We start from the raw sequence: 21,104 nt of genomic DNA, 5'->3' as shown, positions 1-21,104 counted from the left end.
ACCATGACGAACTCCGAGGGCCGCGGGGCCAAGGCTTTCGACATCCGCCTGATCATCGCGCTGCTGATCGGCGTCTACGGCGCGGTGTTGACGGTGATGGGGATCGGCTTCACCAGCGACGAGGACATCGCCAAGGCGGCCGACATCAACATCAACCTCTGGGCGGGCGTCGCGATGCTCGTGTTCGCGGGCGCGTTCGTCTTGTGGGCGAAGCTGCGTCCGGTGACGGTCCCGGCCGAGGAGGCCGAGCGCCTGGAGCAGGAACACAAGCAGAACTGAGTATCACGTCGGTCCTCGGCGGACCGAGCCGAAACAGGCCGACGGCCGGTGTCCGAAGACACCGGCCGTCGGCCGTCGAACGATCAGTAGGGACCCGGGGACACGGGGATGCAGCCTTCCACCGGGTGGTAGACGTGGTTCGGCGGGCACTCCTTGGGCTCCGTGGCCGTGGTATCGGCGGCCGAGGCCATCGGCATACCGAGGGCCAGCGCGCCCACCGCGATCGCAGCGACCGCAGCGGCCTTCCTGATGAGCTTCATCGGGCTCCTTTCTCGTCGTCCGCGACGGCGTGGAAGCCGTCGCAGCCGAACGGCGCCCCTGGCCTCTCGACCCCAGGCACCGCCCAACTGAAGATCAACATACTCCGCGTAATCGATTCATCACCAGCCGTTTCCACGGGCGGGCCGTTCGCCACGAGCGGAACCCAGGCCGTCCGGCCGCGTCAGATCTCGAACTCGCCTGCCTTCACTCCGGCGACGAACGCGCGCCACTCCGCCGCCGTGTAGCGGATGGTGGCGTCGTTCGGGCGCTGCGAATGGCGGATCAACACGTCACCGCTGTCGTCGTCGGCAGGCGCGAACTCGACGCAGTTGCCGTTCGGGTTGCTGAAGCTGCTCTTCTTCCACATCGTCTGCTGCCTCACGCTGCCTCCAGTTCCTTGGCGATCGTCATCAGGAGTTCGGCCGAGTCGGCGGGGCTTCTCGCGAGGTCGCGGATGACCTCCACCGCCTGCCGGTACGCTCCGACGTCGTCCTCGTCTATCACGAACGCGCCGGAGCTGTAGTGTTCGAAGTGGACCATCGGCGGCGCGTCGGGAAACTCGTACAACACGAACGGCCCGGCCCATCCCGGATGCCAGCCGACCCGGGGCGGGACGATCTGGATCGTGATGTTGTCGCGTCGGCCCATCTCCACGAGATGCCGCAGTTGATCCGCCATCGTCAGGGGCGTTCCCACGACCTCCCGTACCGCGTCCTCCGCCACGAGCGCGAGCATCGTCAGCGGATTCGGCCGGGTGAGCACCGCCGAACGGCCCACCCGTAGCGACACCCGCGCGTCGACCTCCTGCTGCGGCAACCGATTCGCGACCGCGAGCGCGCGAGCGTAGTCCGCCGTCTGCAACAGCCCGGGCACCACGTCACGGGACCACTCCACCACGGCCGACGCCTGCCGTTCCGACTCGACGGCCCCCGCCAGTTGTTGCGGGATTCCCGGCATGCCCACCACCAACCAGTTCGGTTCGGCGGCATGTCGGGCGAGGTCGACGAGTCGTTGCTTCTCGGGGCCCTTGATGCCCAGCACCGTCAGCAACGACGCCATGTCCTCCGGACTCGGGATGCGTCTCCCGGTCGCCCAGTGCGACACGGTGCCATGACTGAAGCCCAACCGTTGGGAGATCTCCCTGCCGCTCATGCCCGATTCCTCGACCATCCTGCGGATCGCCGCGGTCAAAGCTCGCGCTCGCGTGGTCAGCCCAGTGGTGTCCCATGGCACGCGCGGATCGTAGCGAGCGTCGGCCCCCTCACAGCAAGTCACACGATCGGGAGATTGCAACTACAGGCAGTAGACAGCCAGCCTGATCAGCAAAGACCACCGACCGGGGGAGTCGAATGGGACCATTTCGTTGGCAGCAAGCAGAAGGACGACGTCACGCCTACCACGTCGAGAAGACCGCCAAACCGCATCCCGGTGTCCCGTTCTCCACGTTGTGCGGGGCCGAGGTCACCCCGGGGGAACGGGACTTCGTGGAGTTGTCCGGTTGGTGGCACGACCCGACCTGCTGGTCGTGCGACCGGGAATGGCGTATCCGAGCGGGTTTCCCCGAGCACGACATCCCGCCGCTGCCGCAGACCTGACCGCGAGGGAGAGCCGCGCCACTCCGGGGAGCGAGTGTCCGCATAGGACGCCGGGGCGGCGATCCGCCGGCGTGGGGCGGATCGCCCGTCACGGGTGCAGTCGGTCCAGGCCCGCGCGCCGCTCCCGGTCCTTCCGTTCCGCGTCCGCCCGGCTGCGGTGGCGGGCTCGCTCGGCTCCGTCCTGCGGCACGAGCAACGCCAGGTCGCCGGACGCGGTCACGAGCACACCGCCGAGTTCGTCGTCGCCCGCGAACCGGCCGTCACCGGACGACTCCGGCCCGAGGCGTGCGACGCCCCGAGCCACCATCCTCGGCGAGCGTCCGACGCGCACGCACAGGCGACCACGATCCAGCGCCAGGATCACGTGCACGGAAGCGCTCCGTGGTTCGTAGCCGGCCAGCACGCGCGAACAGTGCCGGAGCAGGCAGACCTGCGCGGCGACGACGGAGTGCAGGAGAATCGCGGTCACCAGCCCCACGCCCACCAGCGGGTACAGCACCGCGACGTCGAGCAGGAGCGGCACCGAGCACGACGCCACGGCGAGCGCGAGCAACGTTCCGTAGCGCCACCCCACCACCGCGCGGTGCCGTCGTAGAACGGCACGGACGTCGCGGGCGTCCGTCACGCGCACCGGGGCGCGCTGGACCCGCAGCACCGCGACGGCGACCACCGTCACCAGACACAGCATTCCGGGGATCGCGAACAAGTACAGGTGGTCGGTGGCCACGGTGAGCGTCAGGGCGTAGCCGACGGAAGCCACACCCGTCCACGCCGCCACACGGCGCGGTTGCGTCCGCTGTCGGGTCGATCGCGTCACGGCCGCACCGTAGCGGACCCGACGACGGTGGCCGCAGCCTCGGTGACGCGGCCCCTCAGCGGACGCGGCGGCCGTCGCGCCAGACCGCGTGGGTCAGGGGAACCCCGGGCCGGTAGGCGAGATGCGCCGCCGAGGGCGCGTCGAGGACGTGCACGTCGGCCCGCGCGCCCGGGCGGAGCACCCCGACGGCACCCTCGCCCGACTCGCGGCGCAACGCCCTCGCCCCGCCCCAGGTCGCAGCGCGCACCGCCTCCTCCACGGTCATGCCGAGCTGCAACACCGCCGTGGTGACGCAGAACGCCATGGACGTGGTGTACGAGGAACCGGGGTTGCAGTTCGACGCGAGCGCCACGGTCGCGCCCGCGTCGAGCAGGGCTCGGGCATCGGGCAACGGCTGCCGGGTCGACAGGTCGCACGCGGGCAGCAGCGTCGCCACCGTGTCGGAGTTGGCCAGTGCGTCCATATCGGACTCGGTGAGGTAGGTGCAGTGGTCCACGCTCGCCGCTCCGTGTTCCACCGCCAGGAGCACGCCGGGCCCGGGGCCGAGTTGGTTGCCGTGCACCCGCAGTCCGAGCCCGGCCTTCGCGGCCGCCGTGAGCACCTCGCGGGAGGCGTCGGCGTCGAACGCGCCCCGCTCGCAGAACACGTCGGCCCACCGCACGTACGGGGCGACGGCGTCGAGCATCTCCCCGCACACCAGGCCGACGTAGTCGTCGACGCTCCAGCCCGTCGGCACCACGTGGGCGCCCAGGAACGTGACCTCGTCGACGTGCTCGCTCGCGAGCCGGGCCGCGCGGGTCTCGTCGGCGACCGTCAGCCCGTACCCGGTCTTCGTCTCCAGGCAGGTGGTTCCCTGGCTCACCGCCTCCCGCACCAGCCGCCGCAGCGTGGCCGCGAGGACGTCGTCGGACGCCGACCGCGTGGCCCCCACGGTGACGGCGATGCCGCCCGCGTCGTACGGCCGCCCGGCCAGGCGCGCGGCGAACTCGGCCGACCGGTCCCCGGCGAACACGAGGTGCGTGTGGCTGTCCACCCACCCGGGCAGCACGGCACGTCCCTCGACGTCGACGCGCGTGTCGGCGACCGGGGCCCGTGACGCCGGTCCGACCCAGGCGACCCGCGAGCCCGCCAGCACCAGGGCGGCGTCGGTGAGCGTGCCGAGGTCGTCGTCGTTGGTGGTGAGTTCCGCGATACCCGTGATCAGCGTGGCCGTCATGCCCACAACTCCCCGATCTCCCGTGCCAGCAGTGCTCCCACGTCGCCGAGCGTGGTGTGTCGGCCGTCCTCGGCGACCACCCGGCCGCCGACGACCACCGTCGCGACGTCGGTCGCCGAGGCCACCAGCGGAAGCTGCTCGGGGATCGCGCCCGCCGTGCGCACGGTGTCGGTACGCACGGCCACCAGATCGCACGGCGCTCCCACCGAGATGGCCCCCGCCTCCGGCCAGCCCAAAGCGGCATGTCCGTCCACGGTGGCCGCCGCGACGAGGGCGGCGGGCGTGAAGCGACCGCGATGTCCCGAGCGCAGCCGTTCCCCGTGTTCCAGTGCTCGGGCCTCGGTGAGCGGGTCCACGACGGCGTGCTGGTCGCTGCCGAGACAGAGGCGGCAGCCCGCGGCGGCCAGTTCCCGGGCCGGACCGAGGCCGTCGGCCAGATCTGCCTCGGTGCTCGGGCAGAAACACACCGCCGTGCCGCTGTCCCCGAGCAACGTCACGTCCTCGGGGCTCAGGTGGGTGGCGTGGACGGCGGTGGTGCGGGGAGAGAGCACGCCGGTCTCATGCAGCAGCGCCACGGGACTACGGCCGTGCGCGGCCAGGCACGCGGCGTTCTCCGCGGGTTGTTCGGACACGTGGACGTGCAACGGTCGCCCCGGCAGGGCCGAGGCCAGTTCGGGCAGCTCCCGCGCGGGCACGGCCCGCACCGAGTGCACGGCGGCCCCGATGCGGGTCGTGGCGTCGGTGCCCTCGTCGACCAGCATCTCGACCCGCTCGGCCCACACCGCCACGCTGCCGTCGCCGAACCTGCGCTGCACCCCGTCGAGCGGCTCGCCGATGCCGCCGGTGAGGTAACAGGTGTCGAGCAGCGTCAGCCGCAGGCCCGCGTCGGCGGCGGCCTGGCGCAGCGCGTGTCCCATGGCGTTGGCGTCGGCGTAGGGGCGACCGTCCGGGTCGTGGTGCAGGTAGTGGAACTCACCCACACACGTCACCCCGCACACCACCATCTCGGCGTAGACGGCGCGGGCGAGACGGAGGTAGGAGTCCGGGTCGAGGCGCTGCGCCAGCCGATACATGGTGTCGCGCCAGGTCCAGAACGTGCCGCCGTCGGCGTGCGTGCGGCCCCGCAACGCGCGGTGGAAGGCGTGGGAGTGCGCGTTGGCGAAGCCGGGGAACACCACGCCGTCGAGCCTGCGGGAGTCCGGCCGCGGGTCCGCTTGCCGGACGTCCGTGATGGTCCCGTCGTCGGCGACCGTGACGAGCACGCCGTCGGCGAGGCTGTCGGGCAACCACGCATGGGAGCACCAATAGCTCAGCACGGCGCCCCCGCGAGGTGTGCGAGCACGCGAGCGAGCGCGGTGACCCCGGCCTCGCAGTCGTCGGCCTCGGCGTGCTCGGCCGGGGCGTGGCTCACGCCGGTGGGGTTGCGGACGAACAGCATGGCGGTGGGAATCCGGCCCGCGAGCACGCCCGCGTCGTGTCCGGCACCGGTCGGCAGGGCGGGCACCCCGCCGAGCACGCCCGACAACTCGTCGCGCAACGCGCTGTCGAACACCACGGTGTCGCCGTAGGACTCCTCGCGGACGGTGACGGTGCAGCCCTCGGCTTCGGCGGCCTCGCGCGCCGCCGCGACGACGTCGTCAACGAGCGTGCGCGTGTCGCTGTCACCGGGTGCTCGCGCGTCCAACCAGACGTCCACGGTGGAGGGAATCACGTTCGTGCCGCCCGGCGTGGGGACGAGGCGGCCCACGGTGGCACGGGCGCCGGGAACCGAACCCGCGGCCCGTCGGGCGGCCAGTACGAGCGACGCCGCGGGCACCATCGGGTCGCGTCGGTCGGCGAGTGGGGTGGCTCCGGCGTGATTGCCCTCGCCATGAAAGGTGAGCCGCCAGCGACCGTGCGCGAGGATCGAGCTGGCCACTCCCACCGGGGCGGCAAGGTCCACGAGGCCGCGCCCCTGCTCCACGTGCAGCTCCACGAAGCACCCGATGCGGGACACCAGCTCGGGTTCCGGGCCGAGCCATCGGGGATCGAGGCCCGCCGCGCGGACCGCCTCGGCGAGGGTGGTGCCGTCGGTGTCCTTCAGCGCCCGCGCCCGGTCGGCGTCCACTGTTCCCGCCAGCAGCCGCGACCCCAGACAAGGCACGCCGAAGCGCCCGCCCTCCTCCTCGGCGAACACGACCACCGCCATCGGACGGGCGGGGCGGAAGTCCTGGGCCCGCAACACGTCGACGGCCGCGAGTGCCGACACGACGCCGAGGGGACCGTCGAACGCCCCGCCGCCCGGCACCGAGTCGAGGTGGCTTCCCGTGACCACGGCGTTCGGCCCGGGCGCTCCCCACCACGCCCAGAGGTTGCCATTGCGATCCGTCTGCACGTCCAGGCCCCTCGCCGTGGCCTCGGCGGTGAACCACTCCCGCAGCTCGACGTCGGTGCGGTCGAAGCCGTGCCGGGAGTAGCCGCCCCGCACACGGTCGACGCCCACGTCGGCGAGGGCCCCCAGCAACGCGGTGGCGGTCATGCCGACTCCGCCTCACGGACGGGGACGCGCAGTCCTCGCTCGTCGGCCACCTGCCGCGCGCGTTCGTATCCCGCGTCGGCGTGGCGCAGCACGCCCATGGCGGGGTCGTTGGTGAGGACGCGCTCGATCTTGCGGGACGCGAGGTCGGTGCCGTCGGCGACGGTGACCTGACCCGCGTGGATCGACCGGCCCATCCCCACTCCGCCACCGTGGTGGATCGACACCCACGTGGCCCCCGATGCCGTGTTGACCAGCGCGTTGAGCAGCGGCCAGTCGGCGATGGCATCGGAGCCGTCGGCCATGCCCTCCGTCTCCCGGTACGGCGAGGCCACCGAGCCGCAGTCGAGGTGGTCCCTGCCGATCACGACGGGAGCGGCCAGCTCCCCGCGCGCGACCATCTCGTTGAACCGCTCGCCCGCGAGGTGCCGCTCGCCGTAGCCGAGCCAGCAGATCCGCGCGGGCAGCCCCTGGAACGCCACGCGCTCCCCCGCGAGACGGATCCAACGCGCCAGTCGTTCGTTGTCGCCGAAGAGGTCGAGCACGGCGCGGTCGGTGGCGGCGATGTCCGACGCCTCGCCCGACAGCGCCGCCCAGCGGAACGGCCCCTTGCCCTCGCAGAACAGCGGCCGGATGTAGGCGGGCACGAACCCGGGATAGTCGAACGCCCGCTCGCAGCCGCCGAGTTTCGCCTCGCTGCGCAGCGAGTTGCCGTAGTCGAACACCTCCGCGCCCGCGTCGAGGAAGCCGACCATCGCCTCGACGTGCTCGGCCATCGACTCGCGCGCGCGGTCGGTGAACTCGTCGGGTTTGGTCTCGGCGTAGTCGTGCCAGTCCTCGACGGCGACGCCCTTGGGCAGGTAGGCCAGCGGGTCGTGCGCGGAGGTCTGATCGGTGACGACGTCGACCGCCACCCCGCGCCGCAGCAGCTCGGGCAGCACCTCGGCGGCGTTGCCGATGACAGCCACCGACAGCGGCGTGCCGTCCCGCTTCGCTTGCTCCACCGTCCGAATCGCACTGTCGAGGTCGGAAGCGATCTCGTCGAGGTAGCGGGTCTCGACCCGGCGGCGCGCGCGCTCGGCGTCGCACTCGACCACCAGCGCCACGCCCTCGTTCATGGTGACGGCCAGCGGTTGGGCCCCGCCCATCCCGCCGAGACCGGCGGTGACGGTCAGTGTGCCGCGCAGCGACCCGCCGAACCGCTTCTCCGCCACGGCCGCGAACGTCTCGTAGGTGCCCTGCAGGATGCCCTGCGTGCCGATGTAGATCCACGAACCGGCCGTCATCTGCCCGTACATCGTCAGACCGAGCGCGTCCAGGCGGCGGAACTCGGGCCAACTCGCCCAGTCGGGCACCAGGTTGCTGTTCGCGATGAGGACTCGCGGCGCCCACTCGTGCGTGCGCAGCACGCCCACCGGGCGACCCGACTGCACGAGCAGCGTCTCGTCCTCGCGGAGGTCGGTGAGTTCGCGGGTGATGGCGTGGAAGCTGGGCCAGTCGCGCGCCGCCTTGCCGGTGCCGCCGTAGACCACGAGGTCCTCGGGCCGCTCGGCCACCTCGGGATCGAGGTTGTTGTGCAGCATGCGCAGTGGTGCCTCGGTGGCCCACGACCGCGCGGTCAGCGTGGTGCCGCGGGCCGCTCGCACGGGTGTGCTCATGATTCCTCCCCACAGGTTTCGGCAGCGCGCAACGCGATGCCGGAGCGGATCAGCTCGCCTGCCTCGGCGAGTTCCGGAGCGAGGTGCCGGTCGGGTCCGGGACCGGGGACGTGGTGACGCAGCTCGGCCAGGGCCGCCGCCGTGGCCGGGGCCGGGGCGAGCGGGGCGCGCAGGTCGAGTGCGCGTGCCGCGGTGAGGAACTCGACGGCGAGCACCGTGGTCAGGCCGTCGACGGCGCGGCGCAGTTTGCGCGCCGCCGCCCACCCCATGGACACGTGGTCCTCCTGCATGGCGCTGGTGGGAATGGAGTCCACCGAGGCGGGCACGGCCAGCCGTTTCAGCTCGGCGACCACGGACGCCTGGGTGTAGTGGGCGATCATGTGGCCGGAGTCGACGCCGGGGTCGTCGGCGAGGAACGGCGGCAGCCCGTGCGAGCGCGCGACGTCGAGCAGCCGGTCGGTGCGACGTTCGGCCATGCTCGCCACGTCGGCGATCGCGATGGCGAGGAAATCCAGCACGTACGCGAGCGGAGCGCCGTGGAAGTTGCCGTTGGACTCCACGCGGCCGTCGGCCAGCACGACGGGGTTGTCGACGACGGCGGCGAGTTCCCGGTCGGCGACGGTCTCGGCGTGGGCCATCGTGTCCCGCGCCGCGCCGTGCACCTGCGGGGCACAGCGCAGGGAGTAGGCGTCCTGCACGCGCGTGCAGTCGGGTCCGCGGTGGCTGGCCACGATCTCGGAGTCCGCGAGGAAGCGCCGCATCCGGCGCGCCGACTCGGCCTGACCGGGATGCGGCCGCAACTGCTGGAGGTCGTCGGCGAACACGCGGTCGGTGCCGAGCAGGCTCTCCACGCTCATGGCGGCGGTGAGATCGGCGGTGTCGAGCAGGCGGCGGAGGTCGGCGAGTGCCAGCACGAGCATGCCGAGCATGCCGTCGGTGCCGTTGATGAGGGCGAGTCCTTCCTTCTCCCCCAGCTCGACCGGCTCCAGTCCCGCGTCGGCGAGTGCCTCGGCGGCGGGGCGAAGCCGCCCCTGCGCGTCGCGGACCTCGCCCTCGCCGGTGAGGGCCAGCGCGATCGACGACAGCGGCGCGAGGTCGCCGGAGCAGCCGAGCGAGCCGTACTCGTGCACGACGGGCGCGATCCCGGCGTTGAGCAGGTCGGCCATGGCCCGCACCGTGGCAGGCCGCACGCCGGTGTGCCCGGTGGTGAGCGTGCGCAGCCGCAGCAACGTCAACGCGCGCACGACCTCCCGCTCCACCTCGGGCCCGGCTCCGGCGGCGTGCGAGCGCACGAGGGAACGCTGGAGGGCGGCGCGGCGCTCGCCGGGGATGTACTTCACCGCCAGGGCGCCGAAGCCGGTGGACACGCCGTAGACGGGACGCTCGGAGGCGGCCAGGGCGTCGATGTGGGCTCGCGCCTCCGTGACCGCTTTCAGCGCCTCGGGCGTCAGCTCCACGGGCGCGCCGTCCCTGGCGACGGCGACGACCTCCTCACGCGTCAGGGGCGTGAGTCCGATGGCAACAGCTCGCATGCCCCCATCACACCCCGCGCGGGGCTCGCGAGCGAGACCACGGCGAGCGACACTGTCTCGTATCCCAGACAGGAGGACGAGAGGTGGGGCGAAGCAGCGACGTGCCCGCCCTGCGGCGTGGGCTGGCCGTGTTGCGGCTGCTGGCGGCGAAGGCGGAGCCGATGACGGCCGCCGCCGTGGCTCGGGAGTTGCAGTTGCCGCGCTCCACGACCTATCACCTGCTGTCGGAGCTGGCAGCGGCCGGATTCGTGACCCACCTGCCCGAGCAGCGCCGCTACGGCCTCGGGGTGACGGCCTTCGAGGTGGGTTCGGCCTACCTGCGGCACAACCCGCTGGAGGAGCTGGCCCGGCCGTTGCTGCGTGCCCTCACCGACCGGATCGGACTCACCGCCCACCTGGGTGTGTTGCACGGCGCCGAGACGCTGTACCTGCTGCGGGAGCAACCGCGGTGGCCGTTGGGACTGGTGACCGAGGTCGGGGTACGCCTGCCCGCGCACCTGCCCGCGTCGGGACGCGCGATCCTCGCGCATCTGCCCGCAGCCCAGGTGCGGGCGTTGTTCCCCCGCTCCGGGAGTTTCGTGCTCCGCACCGAGCGGGGTCCCCGCGACCTGCCGAGACTGCGGCGGCTGCTGGCGGCGGAACGTCGGCGGGGCTGGGCCGTCGAGGACGGCTACGTCACCGAGGGCTTCGCCTCCGTCGCCGCACCGGTGGTCAACCCGGACGGCCGCCCGATCGCCGCGATCAGCGTGACGTTCCGCCACGAGTGCGACGCCGAGTGCGGGCGACAGTGGCCGGACCTGGCGGCCGAGGTGCGCGCCTCGGCCGCCGAGCTCACGGCGCGGGTCGGCGGCTGAATCGCCGACCCGGTGCTCAGCGGAACGCAGCCGTCCGGTGATCCGGGCGACGGTGTCGCGTACGACCCGGGACACGGGCGTCATCCGGCCGGTGCGTAACCCCGCCGCACGCCGGGTACTCGCCGCGTAGGCGCGCACACGGAAGCGGTGAGGGCATGGCCAGGGACACCGTCGTCATTGTCGGGGCGGGCCTCGCGGGCGCGAAGGCCGCCGAGACGTTACGCGCCGAGGGCTTCTCCGGCGCGATCCTGCTCGTGGGAGCGGAAGAGGAACTGCCCTACGAACGGCCCCCGCTGTCGAAGGACTACCTGCTGGGCGAGCTCGACCGCGCGAGCACCGCCGTCCACGGGCCCGGGTGGTACACCGACCACGAGGTGGATCTCGTCCTCGGCGCGGCGGTGATCTCCATCCGCCGCGACACCCACACCGTCGAGCTGGCGAACGGACGGCACCTCGCCTACACGCACCTGATGCTGGCCACGGGCGCGAGCCCACGCCGCCTGTCGTTGCCGGGTGCCGAACTGGAAGGCGTGCTCTACCTACGCGACCTGGCCGACTCCGAACGGCTGCGCGAGGCGTTGCGCTCCGGCAATCCCGTGGCCGTCGTCGGTGGTGGCTGGATCGGGCTGGAAGTCGCGGCGGCCGCCCGCCGGTACGGCTGCCCGGTGACGATCGTGGAGCCCCAGCCGGTGCCGTTGCAGGCCACGCTGGGGACCGAGATCGGGCAGTACGTCACCGAGACGCACCGACGGCACGGGGTCACGGTGTTGTCGGGTCGCCGCCCGCGCAACCTCATCGGGTCGGGGCACGTCCTCGGGCTCACCACGGACGCTGGCGAAGAGGTCGAGGCCGACACCGTGCTGATCGCCGTCGGGGCCACTCCGAACACGGCGTTGGCGCGCGGCGGCGGGCTCGCGGTGGACGACGCGAACCACGGCATCGTGGTCGACGAGTACCTGCGCGCGGGTGATCCCACGATCGTCGCGGCGGGCGACGTCGCCTCCGCCCTGCACCCCTTCTACGGCAGGCATCTTCGCGTGGAGCACTGGGCGAACGCCCTGGCCATGGGGCCCGCGGCGGCACGCAGCCTGCTCGGCCGCGGCACCCCCTACGACGAACTGCCCTTCTTCTACACCGACCAGTACGACCTGGGCATGGAGTTCGTCGGCCTGCCGAGCGGCTCCCACGACGTGGTCGTGCGGGGCGAGCTGGGCGAAGACGCCTTCCACGCCTTCTGGCTCGCGGACGGCCGGGTCGTGGCGGGCATGCACGTCAACCGGTGGGACGAGGGCATCGAGCCCGCCAAGCAGCTCGTCCGGCGCCGGGCCACCGTGGACGCCGCGCGCCTCGCCGACCCGTCGATACCGCTGGACGGCGTGGTGGTCGGCGCGCACTGACGGCGCCGACCACCACGCACGGTCTTCTCAGTCGCGCTCGGCCAGCGCGGTCAGGATGCCGGCGACCAGCGCGGTCCGACTGGGCAGGTGGTCGAGCAGCACGTGCTCGTGGCGGGCGTGCGCGCCCGCACCCACCGCGCCGAGCCCGTCCAGCACCGGACGGCCGAGGCCGGAGACGAAGTTGCCGTCGCTCGCACCGCCGACGGCGACACCGTCGAGAGTGGCCCAGCCGAGTCCGTCGGCCACGTCCTTGGCGACGGCGAACAGGGCCTTGGACTCCTCGTGCTCGACCATGGGAGGCCGGTTCCACTGGCCCTTCACGGTCAGGCGCGCACGGGAGTCCGACGGCCGCAGCGCCGCGAACGCCTCGTCGAGCCGAGTCTGCTCGGCCGGGTCGGCCACCCGGATGTCGATGCCGCACGTCGCGTGCCGGGCCACGACATTGCGACCGCTGCCGCCCTCGACGAGTCCGACGTTGATCGTGGTGCCCTTCTCCGGCGCGGCGGCGGCCACGATCTGCGGGATCAGCTCCGCGAGCTGGTGGATGGCGCTGACACCCTTCTCCGGCTCCAGGCCCGCGTGGGCCTCGATGCCCTCCACGGTGACGTCGAAGAGGCCGACGCCCTTGCGCGCCGTCTTCAGCTTGCCGTCGACCGACGCCTCCAGCACGAGCGTGGCACGCGCGTCCTCGCTGAGCCGCTCGATGTGGGGGCGGGCGGCGGGGCTGCCGATCTCCTCGTCACCGTTGAACAGGAACCGCACCGTCGGCCTCGGCAGGTCGAGTTCGCGCAGGCACCGCAGCGCCCACACCGCCTGCACGATGCCGTGCTTCATGTCGAACACGCCGGGTCCGGTGGCGCGGCCGTCGCGCACCTCGAACGGCCACTCCGCGAGTGTGCCCGCGGGCCACACGGTGTCGTAGTGGCAGAGCACCAGCACGGTGCCCGGCTCGCTGCCGGTGTAGGTCGCTTCGAGCGCGTCGCCGTACTCGCCGCCGTGGTGACGGGCCGACTCGTCCGGCTCGCCGAGCCGGTCGACCAGCCACCGCGTCAGGGCGTCGAGTCCGCGGTCGAGGAGCGCCTTGTCGTTGCTGGGCGTCTCCAGCTCCACGAGCATCCGCAGGTCGTCGGTCAGCTCGGGCAGCGCCTGCTTGGTCCAGGTGGCGACGTCGTCCAATGCCATCGTGTGTGTCTCCTTGTGTTTCGAGAGGTCAGCGGACGTCCACGCCCGGGCCCAGCGGGATGCCGGTCAGCCACCAGGCGACGAAGAGCAACGTCCACGACACCAGCACCACGACGGAGATCGGCAGTGTCAGCGACATCAGGGTGCCGATACCCGCGTTCTTGCGGTAGCGCTGCAGGAAGCCGAGAGCCATGACGAAGTACGGGCTCATGGGGCTGATGAGGTTGGTGGCCGAGTCGGCGATGCGGAACACCGCCTGGGTGGTCTCGGGCGGCACGTCCAGCAGCATGAACATGGGCACGAAGACCGGAGCGATGAGCGTCCACTGCGCGGACCCGCTCGTGATGAAGATGTTCATCACCGCGGCGACGAGGATCAGGCCGATGAGCATCATCAGCGGGTGCACGCCGAGGGCACCGAGCAGGTCCGCGCCCCGGATGGCGATGACCTCGCCCATCGACGTCCACTTGAAGTAGGCGATGAACTGGCTCGCCGCGAAGAACAGCACCATCACGGGCGCCAGGTCGCGCACGCCGGTGGCCATCGCGGCCGGGATGTCGGCGGCCTTGGGCAGCGTGCCCACGACGCGGCCGTAGACGGCGCCCATGACGAGGAACGCCAGTCCGAGCACCATGGCGATGCCGGTGATGATCGGCGAGGTCAGCACACCGCCGTCCTCACCGCGGAACGGGGAACCGGACGGGATGAGCGCGGCAGCGACGAGGATGGCGAGCGCGAGCAGGGACAGCCCGGCGTAGCGCAGACCCTTGCGCTCCTTGTCGGTCAACTCCATCTCGCCGAGGTCCTGGTCGCCCCCGTCGCCGTCCACGGCCATCTTCGCCGTGCGCTTGGTGAGCAGGAACTCGGTGACCAGCGTGATGAGCAGACCGAGGAAGACCGCCGACACAGCGGTGAAGAAGTAGTTGGCGAGCGGGTTGACCACGTAGCCGGGCTCGATGAGGTCGGCGGCACTCGTGCTGATGCCCGCGAAGAGCACGTCACCGGCGGTGACGAGCACCGACGCGTCGTACCCCGCCGAGATCGAGCCGAACGCCACGACCGTGCCCAGGATCGGGCTGCGGCCCGCCGCCTTGAACACGAGCGCGCCGAGCGGGATCAGCACCACGTACGCGGCGTCGGAGAGGACGCTGGCGGACACACCCGTGACCGCCAAGGCGAAGGTCAGGTACTTCGGGGGAACGCGCGTCACGGTGCGGCGCAGCAGCGCGGAGAGCATCCCGCTGCGCTCGGCCACCGACACGCCGAGCATCACCACGATGATGAGCGCAAGCGGCGGGAACGCGGCGAAGTTCTCCACCGCCCCGCCGATCATCGTCTGGATGCCCTCGGCGGAGAGCAAGCTCTTGATCTCGACGCGTTCACCGTTCGTCGGCGAGATGGCGAAGGCGCCCAGCGCGTCCAGGACGGCGCTCAGGACGACCACGATCCCGGCCATGATCACGAACAGCCAGAAGGGGTGGGGCAGCTTGTTGCCCAGCCGCTCGATGCCCGCGAGCACCTTCAGTGTCACGCGCACGGTGCGGGAGGTCTTCTCGGAGGAGACCGTCTCTGTCGTCTCGGCCACGGTCGATGAATCCGTTCGGGTCGGGCTGCAAGGAAGTTTCGAGAATTAGACGGACCGATAGGCAGATTAGTCAAGAGGGAGTTCAAAATGCCGCTTCTATTCACAGGCGCCCAGCCCGGTGCTACATTCCGTGCATGAGCGAGTCCCTCGACGCGGAGGATCTGGACCTCGTCGCAGCTCTTCAGGTGGCCCCCAGGGCCCCCTTGTCCCGGCTCTCCGAGGTGCTGGGCTGGTCGTCGAGCACCGTCAGCCGACGGCTCGCGCGACTGGAGTCGGCCCGCCTGCTGCGCGTCATCGGACAGCTCGACTGGCCCATCACGGGCCGCGGCAACCCCTGGCACGTCTGGGTCGACACCGCTCCCGGCGAGTCGGACAAGGTCGCGAGCGCACTCGCCGAGCTGCCCCAGACCCAGTTCGTGGCGACCACCACCGGGCGCGCCGACGTCTTCTGCACGATGCAGCCCGGGCACGACGACGACCTGCCCGCGTTGCTGGACCGTGTCCCCTCCCTCGACGGCGTGCGCTCCACCCACACCGAACTCGTGCTGCGCGGAGTCACGAAGGCCGACTCGTGGCGCCTGCCCCGGCTCACCGACGAGCAGGTCTCGGCCCTGACCACCGACAACGTGGACAAGCTGGACGAACCGCTGGAGCTCGACGACGACATGTGGGCCACGCTGCGGCTGTTGCGGGGCAACGGGCGCATGTCGACGGCGCAGGTGGCGCGCGAGTTGGGTGTCGGGCAGTCCACCGCCTACCGCATGGTGCAGGCGCTGCTGCGCCGCGGCATCGTGCGCCCGCGCGTGGAGATCGAGCCGAACTTCCTCGGTTACTCCCTGGAAGCGATCGTGGCGCTCACGGTCACGCCCCCGGCCATCAAGCCCGTGGCCGAGGCGCTGGCCGACCACCGCTCCGCCCGCTACGTGACGATCGTGGCGGGCAGCTCGTCGGTGGTGCACCACGGAATCTTCGAGGACGAGGACGCGCTCGCCGAACTGCTCACCGTGGACCTGGCCGACCTGCCCGGCGTCGCGTCGTTCGACGTGTCCGTGGTGCGGGAGGTGCGCAAGCGGTACTGGCTCGGGCGCGCGGAAGGCCGCCTCGACGACTGACCGGTCGAGGCGGCACTCTCAGCGGGTCGCCGGCGTGGCCGGGTCGTTCTGGCCCAGCGGGCGCGGGTCGAGCCACTCGGTCACCTCACGACGGAAGAGGTGCATCAGGACCAGCATCGCCAGACCCAGCCCGGCCAGGTACTCGGGTGCGCCCAGGACGAGTCCGAGAAGGCCGTTGGCGACACCGAGGACCTCGATGCCCGCGACGACGGGCCGGGCCGCGAGCACCCGACGGATCAGCAACACCGCGCACACCAGCAGGGTCAGACCGAGGAACACCGACACCCCGGCCAGCACGTAGACCAGACTCGGCACCTCCCTGCCGTGATCGACGTCCTCCGCCGCGAGGACGAACATGAACACCCCGCCGGCCGTGTTGATCAGCGCCTGGAAGAAGAGGACACCCAAGACCAGCTTCAGGGCCAGGGGCATCCGGGCGTTGTTCTCCTTCATCTCGACTCCCGTTTCTCCGTGGGACTGCGCCGTCCGGAGCCGGACGGTTCGGTGCTCCCACGATCGCGGGGTGTACCTGAGGATTTGATGACACGCGGCGTCCCTGCGGCGCACGATGTCCTGTTGCTGTCACGACCGCGACACGAGGAGACGCGCCGCCCTACCGTCACCTGCCATGAGCGACCACCGACCCGAATCACACGCGCGGGACGAACGCCATCGGCTGCGCGGCTTGTTGCTGTCCCTGGGCGCGATGGCGCTCTGGGCGGTCACGGCCACGGCCGTGCTCGTGCTCGTGCTCGGGCCGCCCGACGTCGACGTGCTCTACTACGACTTCGGCCCGGGAATGACCGCGATCACCCTCCTGGGCACTCCCCTCACCTACGCGTTCGCCTGGCGGCGGCCTCGGCCGTTCCGGGAGGTCGCACTCTTCGGTCTGCCCGTGTTCGGCTTCCTGACGATTCTGTGGTTGGGCGTCTGAGCCGGGCGAAAATCGGGTGCGCGGATTCGGGCGGCTGGTGTGGGATCGCGCCATGGGCCTCACCCTCGGCACCCCGACCGTCGACACGCTCGACACGGTGGTGGCCGTGTTGCGGGAGTGGCAGTCCGACGCCGCTCCCTGGCAACTGCACCCGGGCGACCTCGGCTGGTATCGGCGATTCGGGGCCGAGGCGACCGCTGCCGCGGTCCGCACCTGGAGCGACGCCGGGCGGATCGTCGCGATAGGACTGCGGGACGGCGCGACACTGCTGCGCTTGACCCTCGCCCCACACGCACGCCGGGACGACCGGCTCGCTCAGCAGCTCGCCGACGACCTCGCCGACCCACGACGCGGCGCGCTGCCCGCCGGGCCGGTGTCGCTCGAAACTCCTGCGGACGCCGTGCTACGCGAGGTTTTGACGGACCGTGGCTGGGTTCCCGACGAACCGTGGACGCCGTTGCGTCGCGACCTCACGACCCCGGTGCCAGGTACCGCCATCCGCGTGGAGGTGATCGGCCCCGAGCGGCCCGACGTCCGCGTCGAGGTCCAGCGCGCCGCGTTCGACGCCTCGACGTTCACCACCGACCACTGGCACGCGATGGCCGCCGGTCCCGCCTATGTCGACGCGCGCTGCCTGGTCGCCTACGACGGGGACGATGCCGTCGCCGCCGTGACGGTGTGGTCGGCGGGACCGGGACGCCCCGGGCTCGTGGAACCGATGGGCGTGCACCGAGACCACCGCGGACGCGGTCACGGCCGCGCCGTCACCCTCGCGGCGGCGGCGATGCTGCGGGAGCTGGGCGCGTCGAGCGCGCTCGTGTGCACGCCGAGCTCCAACGTCGGCGGCGTCGCCACCTACGTCTCCGCGGGTTTCCGCCCGGAGGCGGCAGTGCCGGACCTCCGACTCGACCGCTGAGTCTCAGCCCGCGATGCCGTCGAGCGCGGCGAGTGCGTCGTCCGGCAATTCCAGCGACGCCGCCGCGACGTTCTCCCGCAGGTGCGCCACCGACGACGTCCCGGGGATGACGCAGATGTTCGGCGACTGGTGCAGCAACCACGCCAACGCAACCGCCTGCGGCGAGGCACCGAGATCCTTCGCGACGGTGTCCAGGACCGCGGACTGGATCGGCGTGAAGCCGCCCAACGGCCAGAACGGCACGTAGGAGATGCCCTGCTCGTTCAACGACGCGATGAGCGCCTCGTCGCCCCGGTGCGCGACGTTGTACCAGTTCTGGACGGTCACGACCGGCGCGATCGACTGCGCCTCCCGCACCTGGGCCTCGTCGACCACGCTGACGCCGAGGTGCTTGATCAGCCCCTGCTCACGCATCTCGGCCAACGCCCCGAACGGTTCGGCGATCGAGCCGGGCACCGGCGAGTGTCCGTCGGGACCACCGCCGACGCGCAGGTTGACGACGTCCAGCGCGTCCACGCCGAGCGTGCGCAGGTTCGACTCCACCTGCTCCCGCAACTGCTCGGGCGAACGCGCGTGCGGCCAGCCGCCCTGCTCGTCGCGCACGGCCCCGACCTTGGTGACGATCAGCACGTCGTCGTAGGGCGCGAGTGCCTCGCGGATCAACTCGTTGGTGACGTGTGGCCCGTAGAAGTCGGCGGTGTCGATGTGGTCGATCCCCAGTTCCACGGCGGTGCGCAGCACGGCGATGGCCTCGTCGCGGTCGGCGGGCGGGCCGAACACACCGGGGCCGGCCAACTGCATCGCGCCGTATCCCATCCGGGAGACCGTCGGGCCCCCGGCCATCGTGAACGTGCCACCGAGACCGCTGTCCGCCATCATCGTCCGCCCTTCGCCGCACCGGCCCCGGCGAGGGGCCGTCGTTCCAGTGACATCGCATTATCCCCCGCGCCCACCGCCGTTCCGTGGGTGAGGGACGCCTTGGAAATTCGCGTGCGGTGTCGCAGCCGCCCTGACACCCTGCCCCTGTGCCTCACTCGCCCGGCCCCGTGACGACGTCCCCGATCACCGACCAGCTCGTGCACGGCGCGATCGAGCTGGAGCACACCGACCAGGGGCTGTTGCCGCATCGGCTGCCCGCCCGCGCTCGCGCGCAGTGCCCCGACCAGCGGCTTCACCTCGCGGAAAGCCAACCCTCGGGCGTCCGCCTCGTCGTCCATACCCGCGCCACGACGGTGGAGCTCGACACCACTTCCACCCGCATCGAGTACGAGGGCGTGCCACCGCGCCCGCGCGGCGTATTCGACCTGCTCGTCGACGGTGCCCTCGCCAACCAGGTGAGCGCGACGGGCGGCACGGTCGTCACCATCGACCCGACCACCGGAACCAGCCGAACCACACCCGGCGCGACGAGCACCGTGCGCTTCTCCGACCTGCCCGCACACGACAAGCGCGTGGAGATCTGGTTGCCCCACAACGAGATCACACACCTGGTGGCGTTGCGCACCGACGCCGCCGTCGCACCCGTGCCGAGGGGCGACCGCGTCTGGCTCCACCACGGCAGTTCCATCAGCCAGGGCTCCAACGCCGCGAGTCCCAGCACCACCTGGCCCGCCCTCGCCGCCGCGCGCGGGGCCGTCGACCTGATCAATCTCGGGTTCAGCGGCAGCGCGCTGCTCGACCCGTTCACCGCCCGCACCCTCCGGGACACCCCCGCCGACGTCGTCAGCGTCAAACTCGGCATCAACGTGGTGAACGCCGACCTGATGCGCCGCCGCGCCTTCGTCCCGGCCGTCCACGGATTCCTCGACACGATCCGGGAAGGCCACCCGACGACTCCGCTGCTCGTCATCTCGCCGCTGTGGTGTCCCATCCACGAACACACCCCCGGCCCGGGCGCGTTCGACGTCGACGCACTGCGCGAGGGCGTCGTGCGATTCCGAGCCACCGGCGATCCCACCGACCCGAGCAGGCTCACGCTGTCGACGGTCCGGGACGACCTCGCCGCCGTCGTCGCCCAGCGAGCGGAAAGCGACCCGAACCTGCACTACCTCGACGGCCGCACCCTCTACGGCGAGGCGGACGCCGCCGACCTGCCGCTGCCCGACGCCCTCCACCCCGACTCCGCGACGCACCGCCGCATCGGCGACCGCTTCGCGGACCTCGTCTTCGGCCCAGGCGGCGTGTTCGCGCGAGACTGACGGGTCACCCCGCGAGCAGGTCGACCCCACGACCCGAACGTCGTCCGCCGCCGCGTCCTTGTCTCGCCGTGCACGAGGTCATGCGGCGGGCCTCACCCGGTCCGAGCGTCGAGCGTGGCCGTGCCGTCGAGCCGCTCGACGAGTTCGGTCAGCGCCGAGCCCAGTGGCCGGTCGACGCGCACCATCGCATGCTCGTCGCCGCGGGTCTCGCCTCGGTTCACGATGAGCACCGGAATGTTCGCCTTCGCGGCCTGCCGGACGAACCGCAACCCGGACATCACCGCCAGCGACGACCCGAGCACGAGCAGAGCCCGCGCCCGCTCCACCAGGTCACGACACCGCTCGACCCGAGCGCGCGGCACGCTGTCGCCGAAGAACACGACGTCCGGCTTGAGCCGACCAATCCCGCACGCGGTGCAGGGCACCAACCGGAACGTGCGCACGAGCTCGTCGGGCAGGTCCACGTCGCCGTCGGGGTTGACGCGCGTGACATCGGCGTGAAAATCGGGATTGGCCGCCCGCAGGCGCTGTTCGAGCTGCCACCGGGAGCTGTTGTGTCCGCAGTCGAGACACACGACCCGCCCGAGGCTGCCGTGCAGTTCGACGACCCCGTCCGAGCCCGCAGCCTGGTGCAGCCCGTCGACGTTCTGCGTGATCACGCCGGTGACGTGACCGCTGCGCTGCAACGCCGCCACCGCCCGATGCCCGGCGTTGGGGCGAGCCCGCGAGAACGTGACCCAGCCGAGGTGACTGCGCGCCCAGTACCGGCGCCGCCCCTCCTCGCTGGACAGGAACTCCTGGTGCGTCATCGGCAGATGCCGCGTCAACGTCCCGTCCGCGCCACGGTAGTCCGGAATGCCTGACTCGGTGGACAACCCGGCGCCGCTGAGCACCACCACGCCACCACCGCCGACCACCCGGACGACGTCGGTCACCTCGGCAGTGCACGGCGCGCTCACCCCGGTCGGTGTCCAGCTCAACGTCGGTCGCATCCGCACCCGTTCAGGGTACGGAGGGAGCGAGGCCGGTGCATGAAGGGCGGAACGAGACGTG

The 21,104-nt window shown here is 71.7% G+C and carries 22 protein-coding genes; 8 read left to right on the top strand and 14 right to left on the bottom strand.

Translation table 11 applies throughout. The features are described 5' to 3' along the window. Window positions 1-3: 3 nt before the first annotated feature. The gene (locus JAV51_RS13880) at window positions 4-279 is read left to right on the top strand and encodes a hypothetical protein (RefSeq protein ID WP_197321128.1); all 276 of its coding nucleotides are present in this window, start codon (window positions 4-6) and stop codon (window positions 277-279) included. Window positions 280-362: 83 nt separating this feature from the next. On the opposite strand, the gene JAV51_RS13875 is transcribed toward JAV51_RS13880, so the two are convergent. The 3 genes from JAV51_RS13875 to JAV51_RS13865 form a co-directional block, all read right to left on the bottom strand. Then, a complete protein-coding gene (locus tag JAV51_RS13875; protein ID WP_197321127.1) occupies window positions 363-539 on the bottom strand; it encodes a hypothetical protein in 177 nt (58 codons plus the stop codon). 182 nt (window positions 540-721) lie between these two features. Then, entirely contained in the window at window positions 722-907 is a 186-nt protein-coding gene (locus JAV51_RS13870; protein ID WP_197321285.1) for a DUF397 domain-containing protein, read from the bottom strand. An 11-nt stretch (window positions 908-918) separates the two neighbouring features. Beyond that, a complete protein-coding gene (locus JAV51_RS13865; RefSeq protein ID WP_197321126.1) occupies window positions 919-1,773 on the bottom strand; it encodes a helix-turn-helix transcriptional regulator in 855 nt (284 codons plus the stop codon). A gap of 116 nt (window positions 1,774-1,889) precedes the next feature. Between JAV51_RS13865 and JAV51_RS13860 the strand changes: the two genes are divergently transcribed. Then, complete coding sequence (locus tag JAV51_RS13860; protein WP_197321125.1) at window positions 1,890-2,135, top strand: zinc finger protein; 246 nt, start codon at window positions 1,890-1,892, stop codon at window positions 2,133-2,135. Between the two features lie 88 nt (window positions 2,136-2,223). Here the strand turns inward: JAV51_RS13860 and JAV51_RS13855 are convergent, their stop codons facing one another. The 6 genes from JAV51_RS13855 to hutH are packed head-to-tail and all read right to left on the bottom strand — an operon-like array spanning window position 2,224 to window position 9,873. After that, window positions 2,224-2,952 carry a hypothetical protein gene (locus JAV51_RS13855; protein ID WP_307845886.1) on the bottom strand — a complete coding sequence of 243 codons (729 nt, stop codon included), beginning with the start codon at window positions 2,950-2,952 and terminating at the stop codon, window positions 2,224-2,226. A gap of 55 nt (window positions 2,953-3,007) precedes the next feature. Beyond that, window positions 3,008-4,168 (bottom strand): imidazolonepropionase, encoded by a 1,161-nt coding sequence (hutI, locus tag JAV51_RS13850; protein WP_197321124.1) that lies wholly within the window; start codon window positions 4,166-4,168, stop codon window positions 3,008-3,010. Further along, complete coding sequence (locus JAV51_RS13845) at window positions 4,165-5,484, bottom strand: formimidoylglutamate deiminase (protein ID WP_197321123.1); 1,320 nt, start codon at window positions 5,482-5,484, stop codon at window positions 4,165-4,167. The genes hutI and JAV51_RS13845 overlap by 4 nt, the downstream gene beginning before the upstream one ends. Then, window positions 5,478-6,686 (bottom strand): allantoate amidohydrolase, encoded by a 1,209-nt coding sequence (locus JAV51_RS13840; protein WP_197321122.1) that lies wholly within the window; start codon window positions 6,684-6,686, stop codon window positions 5,478-5,480. Before JAV51_RS13840 ends, JAV51_RS13845 begins: the two co-directional genes overlap by 7 nt. Next, window positions 6,683-8,341 carry a urocanate hydratase gene (gene hutU / locus JAV51_RS13835; protein WP_197321121.1) on the bottom strand — a complete coding sequence of 553 codons (1,659 nt, stop codon included), beginning with the start codon at window positions 8,339-8,341 and terminating at the stop codon, window positions 6,683-6,685. The genes JAV51_RS13840 and hutU overlap by 4 nt, the downstream gene beginning before the upstream one ends. Further along, window positions 8,338-9,873: a histidine ammonia-lyase gene (gene hutH, locus JAV51_RS13830; RefSeq protein ID WP_197321120.1), complete on the bottom strand. Its 1,536-nt coding sequence runs from the start codon at window positions 9,871-9,873 to the stop codon at window positions 8,338-8,340. Before hutH ends, hutU begins: the two co-directional genes overlap by 4 nt. 83 nt (window positions 9,874-9,956) lie before the next feature. Here hutH and JAV51_RS13825 point away from each other — a divergent pair, with 83 nt between their 5' ends. Together JAV51_RS13825 and JAV51_RS13820 are read left to right on the top strand one after the other, a co-directional pair. Then, window positions 9,957-10,727, top strand: coding sequence for an IclR family transcriptional regulator (locus tag JAV51_RS13825; RefSeq protein WP_197321119.1), 771 nt, complete (start codon window positions 9,957-9,959; stop codon window positions 10,725-10,727). A 155-nt stretch (window positions 10,728-10,882) separates the two neighbouring features. Further along, window positions 10,883-12,124, top strand: a complete 1,242-nt coding sequence (locus JAV51_RS13820; RefSeq protein ID WP_197321118.1) for an NAD(P)/FAD-dependent oxidoreductase — start codon at window positions 10,883-10,885, stop codon at window positions 12,122-12,124. A gap of 27 nt (window positions 12,125-12,151) precedes the next feature. Here JAV51_RS13820 and JAV51_RS13815 read toward each other — a convergent pair whose 3' ends face one another. Beyond that, the gene (locus JAV51_RS13815) at window positions 12,152-13,306 is read right to left on the bottom strand and encodes a M20 family metallopeptidase (RefSeq protein WP_197321117.1); all 1,155 of its coding nucleotides are present in this window, start codon (window positions 13,304-13,306) and stop codon (window positions 12,152-12,154) included. 28 nt (window positions 13,307-13,334) lie between these two features. Next, on the bottom strand, window positions 13,335-14,891 hold the full coding sequence (locus tag JAV51_RS13810) for an AbgT family transporter (RefSeq protein WP_197321116.1): 1,557 nt from the start codon (window positions 14,889-14,891) through the stop codon (window positions 13,335-13,337). Window positions 14,892-15,025: 134 nt separating this feature from the next. Here JAV51_RS13810 and JAV51_RS13805 point away from each other — a divergent pair, with 134 nt between their 5' ends. Next, window positions 15,026-16,003 (top strand): Lrp/AsnC family transcriptional regulator, encoded by a 978-nt coding sequence (locus tag JAV51_RS13805; protein WP_197321115.1) that lies wholly within the window; start codon window positions 15,026-15,028, stop codon window positions 16,001-16,003. 18 nt (window positions 16,004-16,021) lie between these two features. On the opposite strand, the gene JAV51_RS13800 is transcribed toward JAV51_RS13805, so the two are convergent. After that, complete coding sequence (locus tag JAV51_RS13800) at window positions 16,022-16,456, bottom strand: hypothetical protein (RefSeq protein WP_197321114.1); 435 nt, start codon at window positions 16,454-16,456, stop codon at window positions 16,022-16,024. A 175-nt stretch (window positions 16,457-16,631) separates the two neighbouring features. On the opposite strand from JAV51_RS13800, the gene JAV51_RS13795 reads away from it, so the two are divergent. Both JAV51_RS13795 and JAV51_RS13790 read left to right on the top strand, forming a co-directional pair. Beyond that, on the top strand, window positions 16,632-16,937 hold the full coding sequence (locus JAV51_RS13795; RefSeq protein WP_197321113.1) for a hypothetical protein: 306 nt from the start codon (window positions 16,632-16,634) through the stop codon (window positions 16,935-16,937). A 52-nt stretch (window positions 16,938-16,989) separates the two neighbouring features. Continuing rightward, complete coding sequence (locus JAV51_RS13790; protein WP_197321112.1) at window positions 16,990-17,853, top strand: GNAT family N-acetyltransferase; 864 nt, start codon at window positions 16,990-16,992, stop codon at window positions 17,851-17,853. 3 nt (window positions 17,854-17,856) lie between these two features. Here JAV51_RS13790 and JAV51_RS13785 read toward each other — a convergent pair whose 3' ends face one another. Next, the gene (locus JAV51_RS13785) at window positions 17,857-18,729 is read right to left on the bottom strand and encodes an oxidoreductase (RefSeq protein WP_197321283.1); all 873 of its coding nucleotides are present in this window, start codon (window positions 18,727-18,729) and stop codon (window positions 17,857-17,859) included. A gap of 170 nt (window positions 18,730-18,899) precedes the next feature. Here JAV51_RS13785 and JAV51_RS13780 point away from each other — a divergent pair, with 170 nt between their 5' ends. Next, window positions 18,900-20,051 (top strand): GDSL-type esterase/lipase family protein, encoded by a 1,152-nt coding sequence (locus JAV51_RS13780; RefSeq protein WP_197321282.1) that lies wholly within the window; start codon window positions 18,900-18,902, stop codon window positions 20,049-20,051. A gap of 92 nt (window positions 20,052-20,143) precedes the next feature. Here the strand turns inward: JAV51_RS13780 and JAV51_RS13775 are convergent, their stop codons facing one another. Beyond that, a complete protein-coding gene (locus JAV51_RS13775; RefSeq protein ID WP_197321281.1) occupies window positions 20,144-21,043 on the bottom strand; it encodes an NAD-dependent protein deacetylase in 900 nt (299 codons plus the stop codon). Between the last annotated feature and the right edge of the window lie 61 nt (window positions 21,044-21,104).

Origin of the sequence: Saccharomonospora sp. NB11 (assembly GCF_015910535.1) — a bacterium.
Classification (GTDB): Bacteria; Actinomycetota; Actinomycetes; order Mycobacteriales; family Pseudonocardiaceae; genus Saccharomonospora.
This window is presented reverse-complemented; position numbering and strand designations above follow the sequence as displayed.

Excerpts from the sequence above, each read along its gene's own strand:
- JAV51_RS13795 (WP_197321113.1), top strand. The coding sequence starts at position 16,632 with ATGAGCGACCACCGACCCGAATCACACGCGCGGGACGAACGCCATCGG.
- JAV51_RS13875 (WP_197321127.1), bottom strand. The coding sequence starts at position 539 with ATGAAGCTCATCAGGAAGGCCGCTGCGGTCGCTGCGATCGCGGTGGGC.
- JAV51_RS13785 (WP_197321283.1), bottom strand. The coding sequence starts at position 18,729 with ATGGCGGACAGCGGTCTCGGTGGCACGTTCACGATGGCCGGGGGCCCG.
- JAV51_RS13805 (WP_197321115.1), top strand. The coding sequence starts at position 15,026 with ATGAGCGAGTCCCTCGACGCGGAGGATCTGGACCTCGTCGCAGCTCTT.
- JAV51_RS13840 (WP_197321122.1), bottom strand. The coding sequence starts at position 6,686 with ATGACCGCCACCGCGTTGCTGGGGGCCCTCGCCGACGTGGGCGTCGAC.
- JAV51_RS13870 (WP_197321285.1), bottom strand. The coding sequence starts at position 907 with ATGTGGAAGAAGAGCAGCTTCAGCAACCCGAACGGCAACTGCGTCGAG.
- JAV51_RS13820 (WP_197321118.1), top strand. The coding sequence starts at position 10,883 with ATGGCCAGGGACACCGTCGTCATTGTCGGGGCGGGCCTCGCGGGCGCG.
- JAV51_RS13800 (WP_197321114.1), bottom strand. The coding sequence starts at position 16,456 with ATGAAGGAGAACAACGCCCGGATGCCCCTGGCCCTGAAGCTGGTCTTG.
- hutU (WP_197321121.1), bottom strand. The coding sequence starts at position 8,341 with ATGAGCACACCCGTGCGAGCGGCCCGCGGCACCACGCTGACCGCGCGG.
- hutI (WP_197321124.1), bottom strand. The coding sequence starts at position 4,168 with ATGACGGCCACGCTGATCACGGGTATCGCGGAACTCACCACCAACGAC.
- JAV51_RS13775 (WP_197321281.1), bottom strand. The coding sequence starts at position 21,043 with ATGCGACCGACGTTGAGCTGGACACCGACCGGGGTGAGCGCGCCGTGC.
- JAV51_RS13860 (WP_197321125.1), top strand. The coding sequence starts at position 1,890 with ATGGGACCATTTCGTTGGCAGCAAGCAGAAGGACGACGTCACGCCTAC.
- hutH (WP_197321120.1), bottom strand. The coding sequence starts at position 9,873 with ATGCGAGCTGTTGCCATCGGACTCACGCCCCTGACGCGTGAGGAGGTC.
- JAV51_RS13880 (WP_197321128.1), top strand. The coding sequence starts at position 4 with ATGACGAACTCCGAGGGCCGCGGGGCCAAGGCTTTCGACATCCGCCTG.
- JAV51_RS13815 (WP_197321117.1), bottom strand. The coding sequence starts at position 13,306 with ATGGCATTGGACGACGTCGCCACCTGGACCAAGCAGGCGCTGCCCGAG.
- JAV51_RS13790 (WP_197321112.1), top strand. The coding sequence starts at position 16,990 with ATGGGCCTCACCCTCGGCACCCCGACCGTCGACACGCTCGACACGGTG.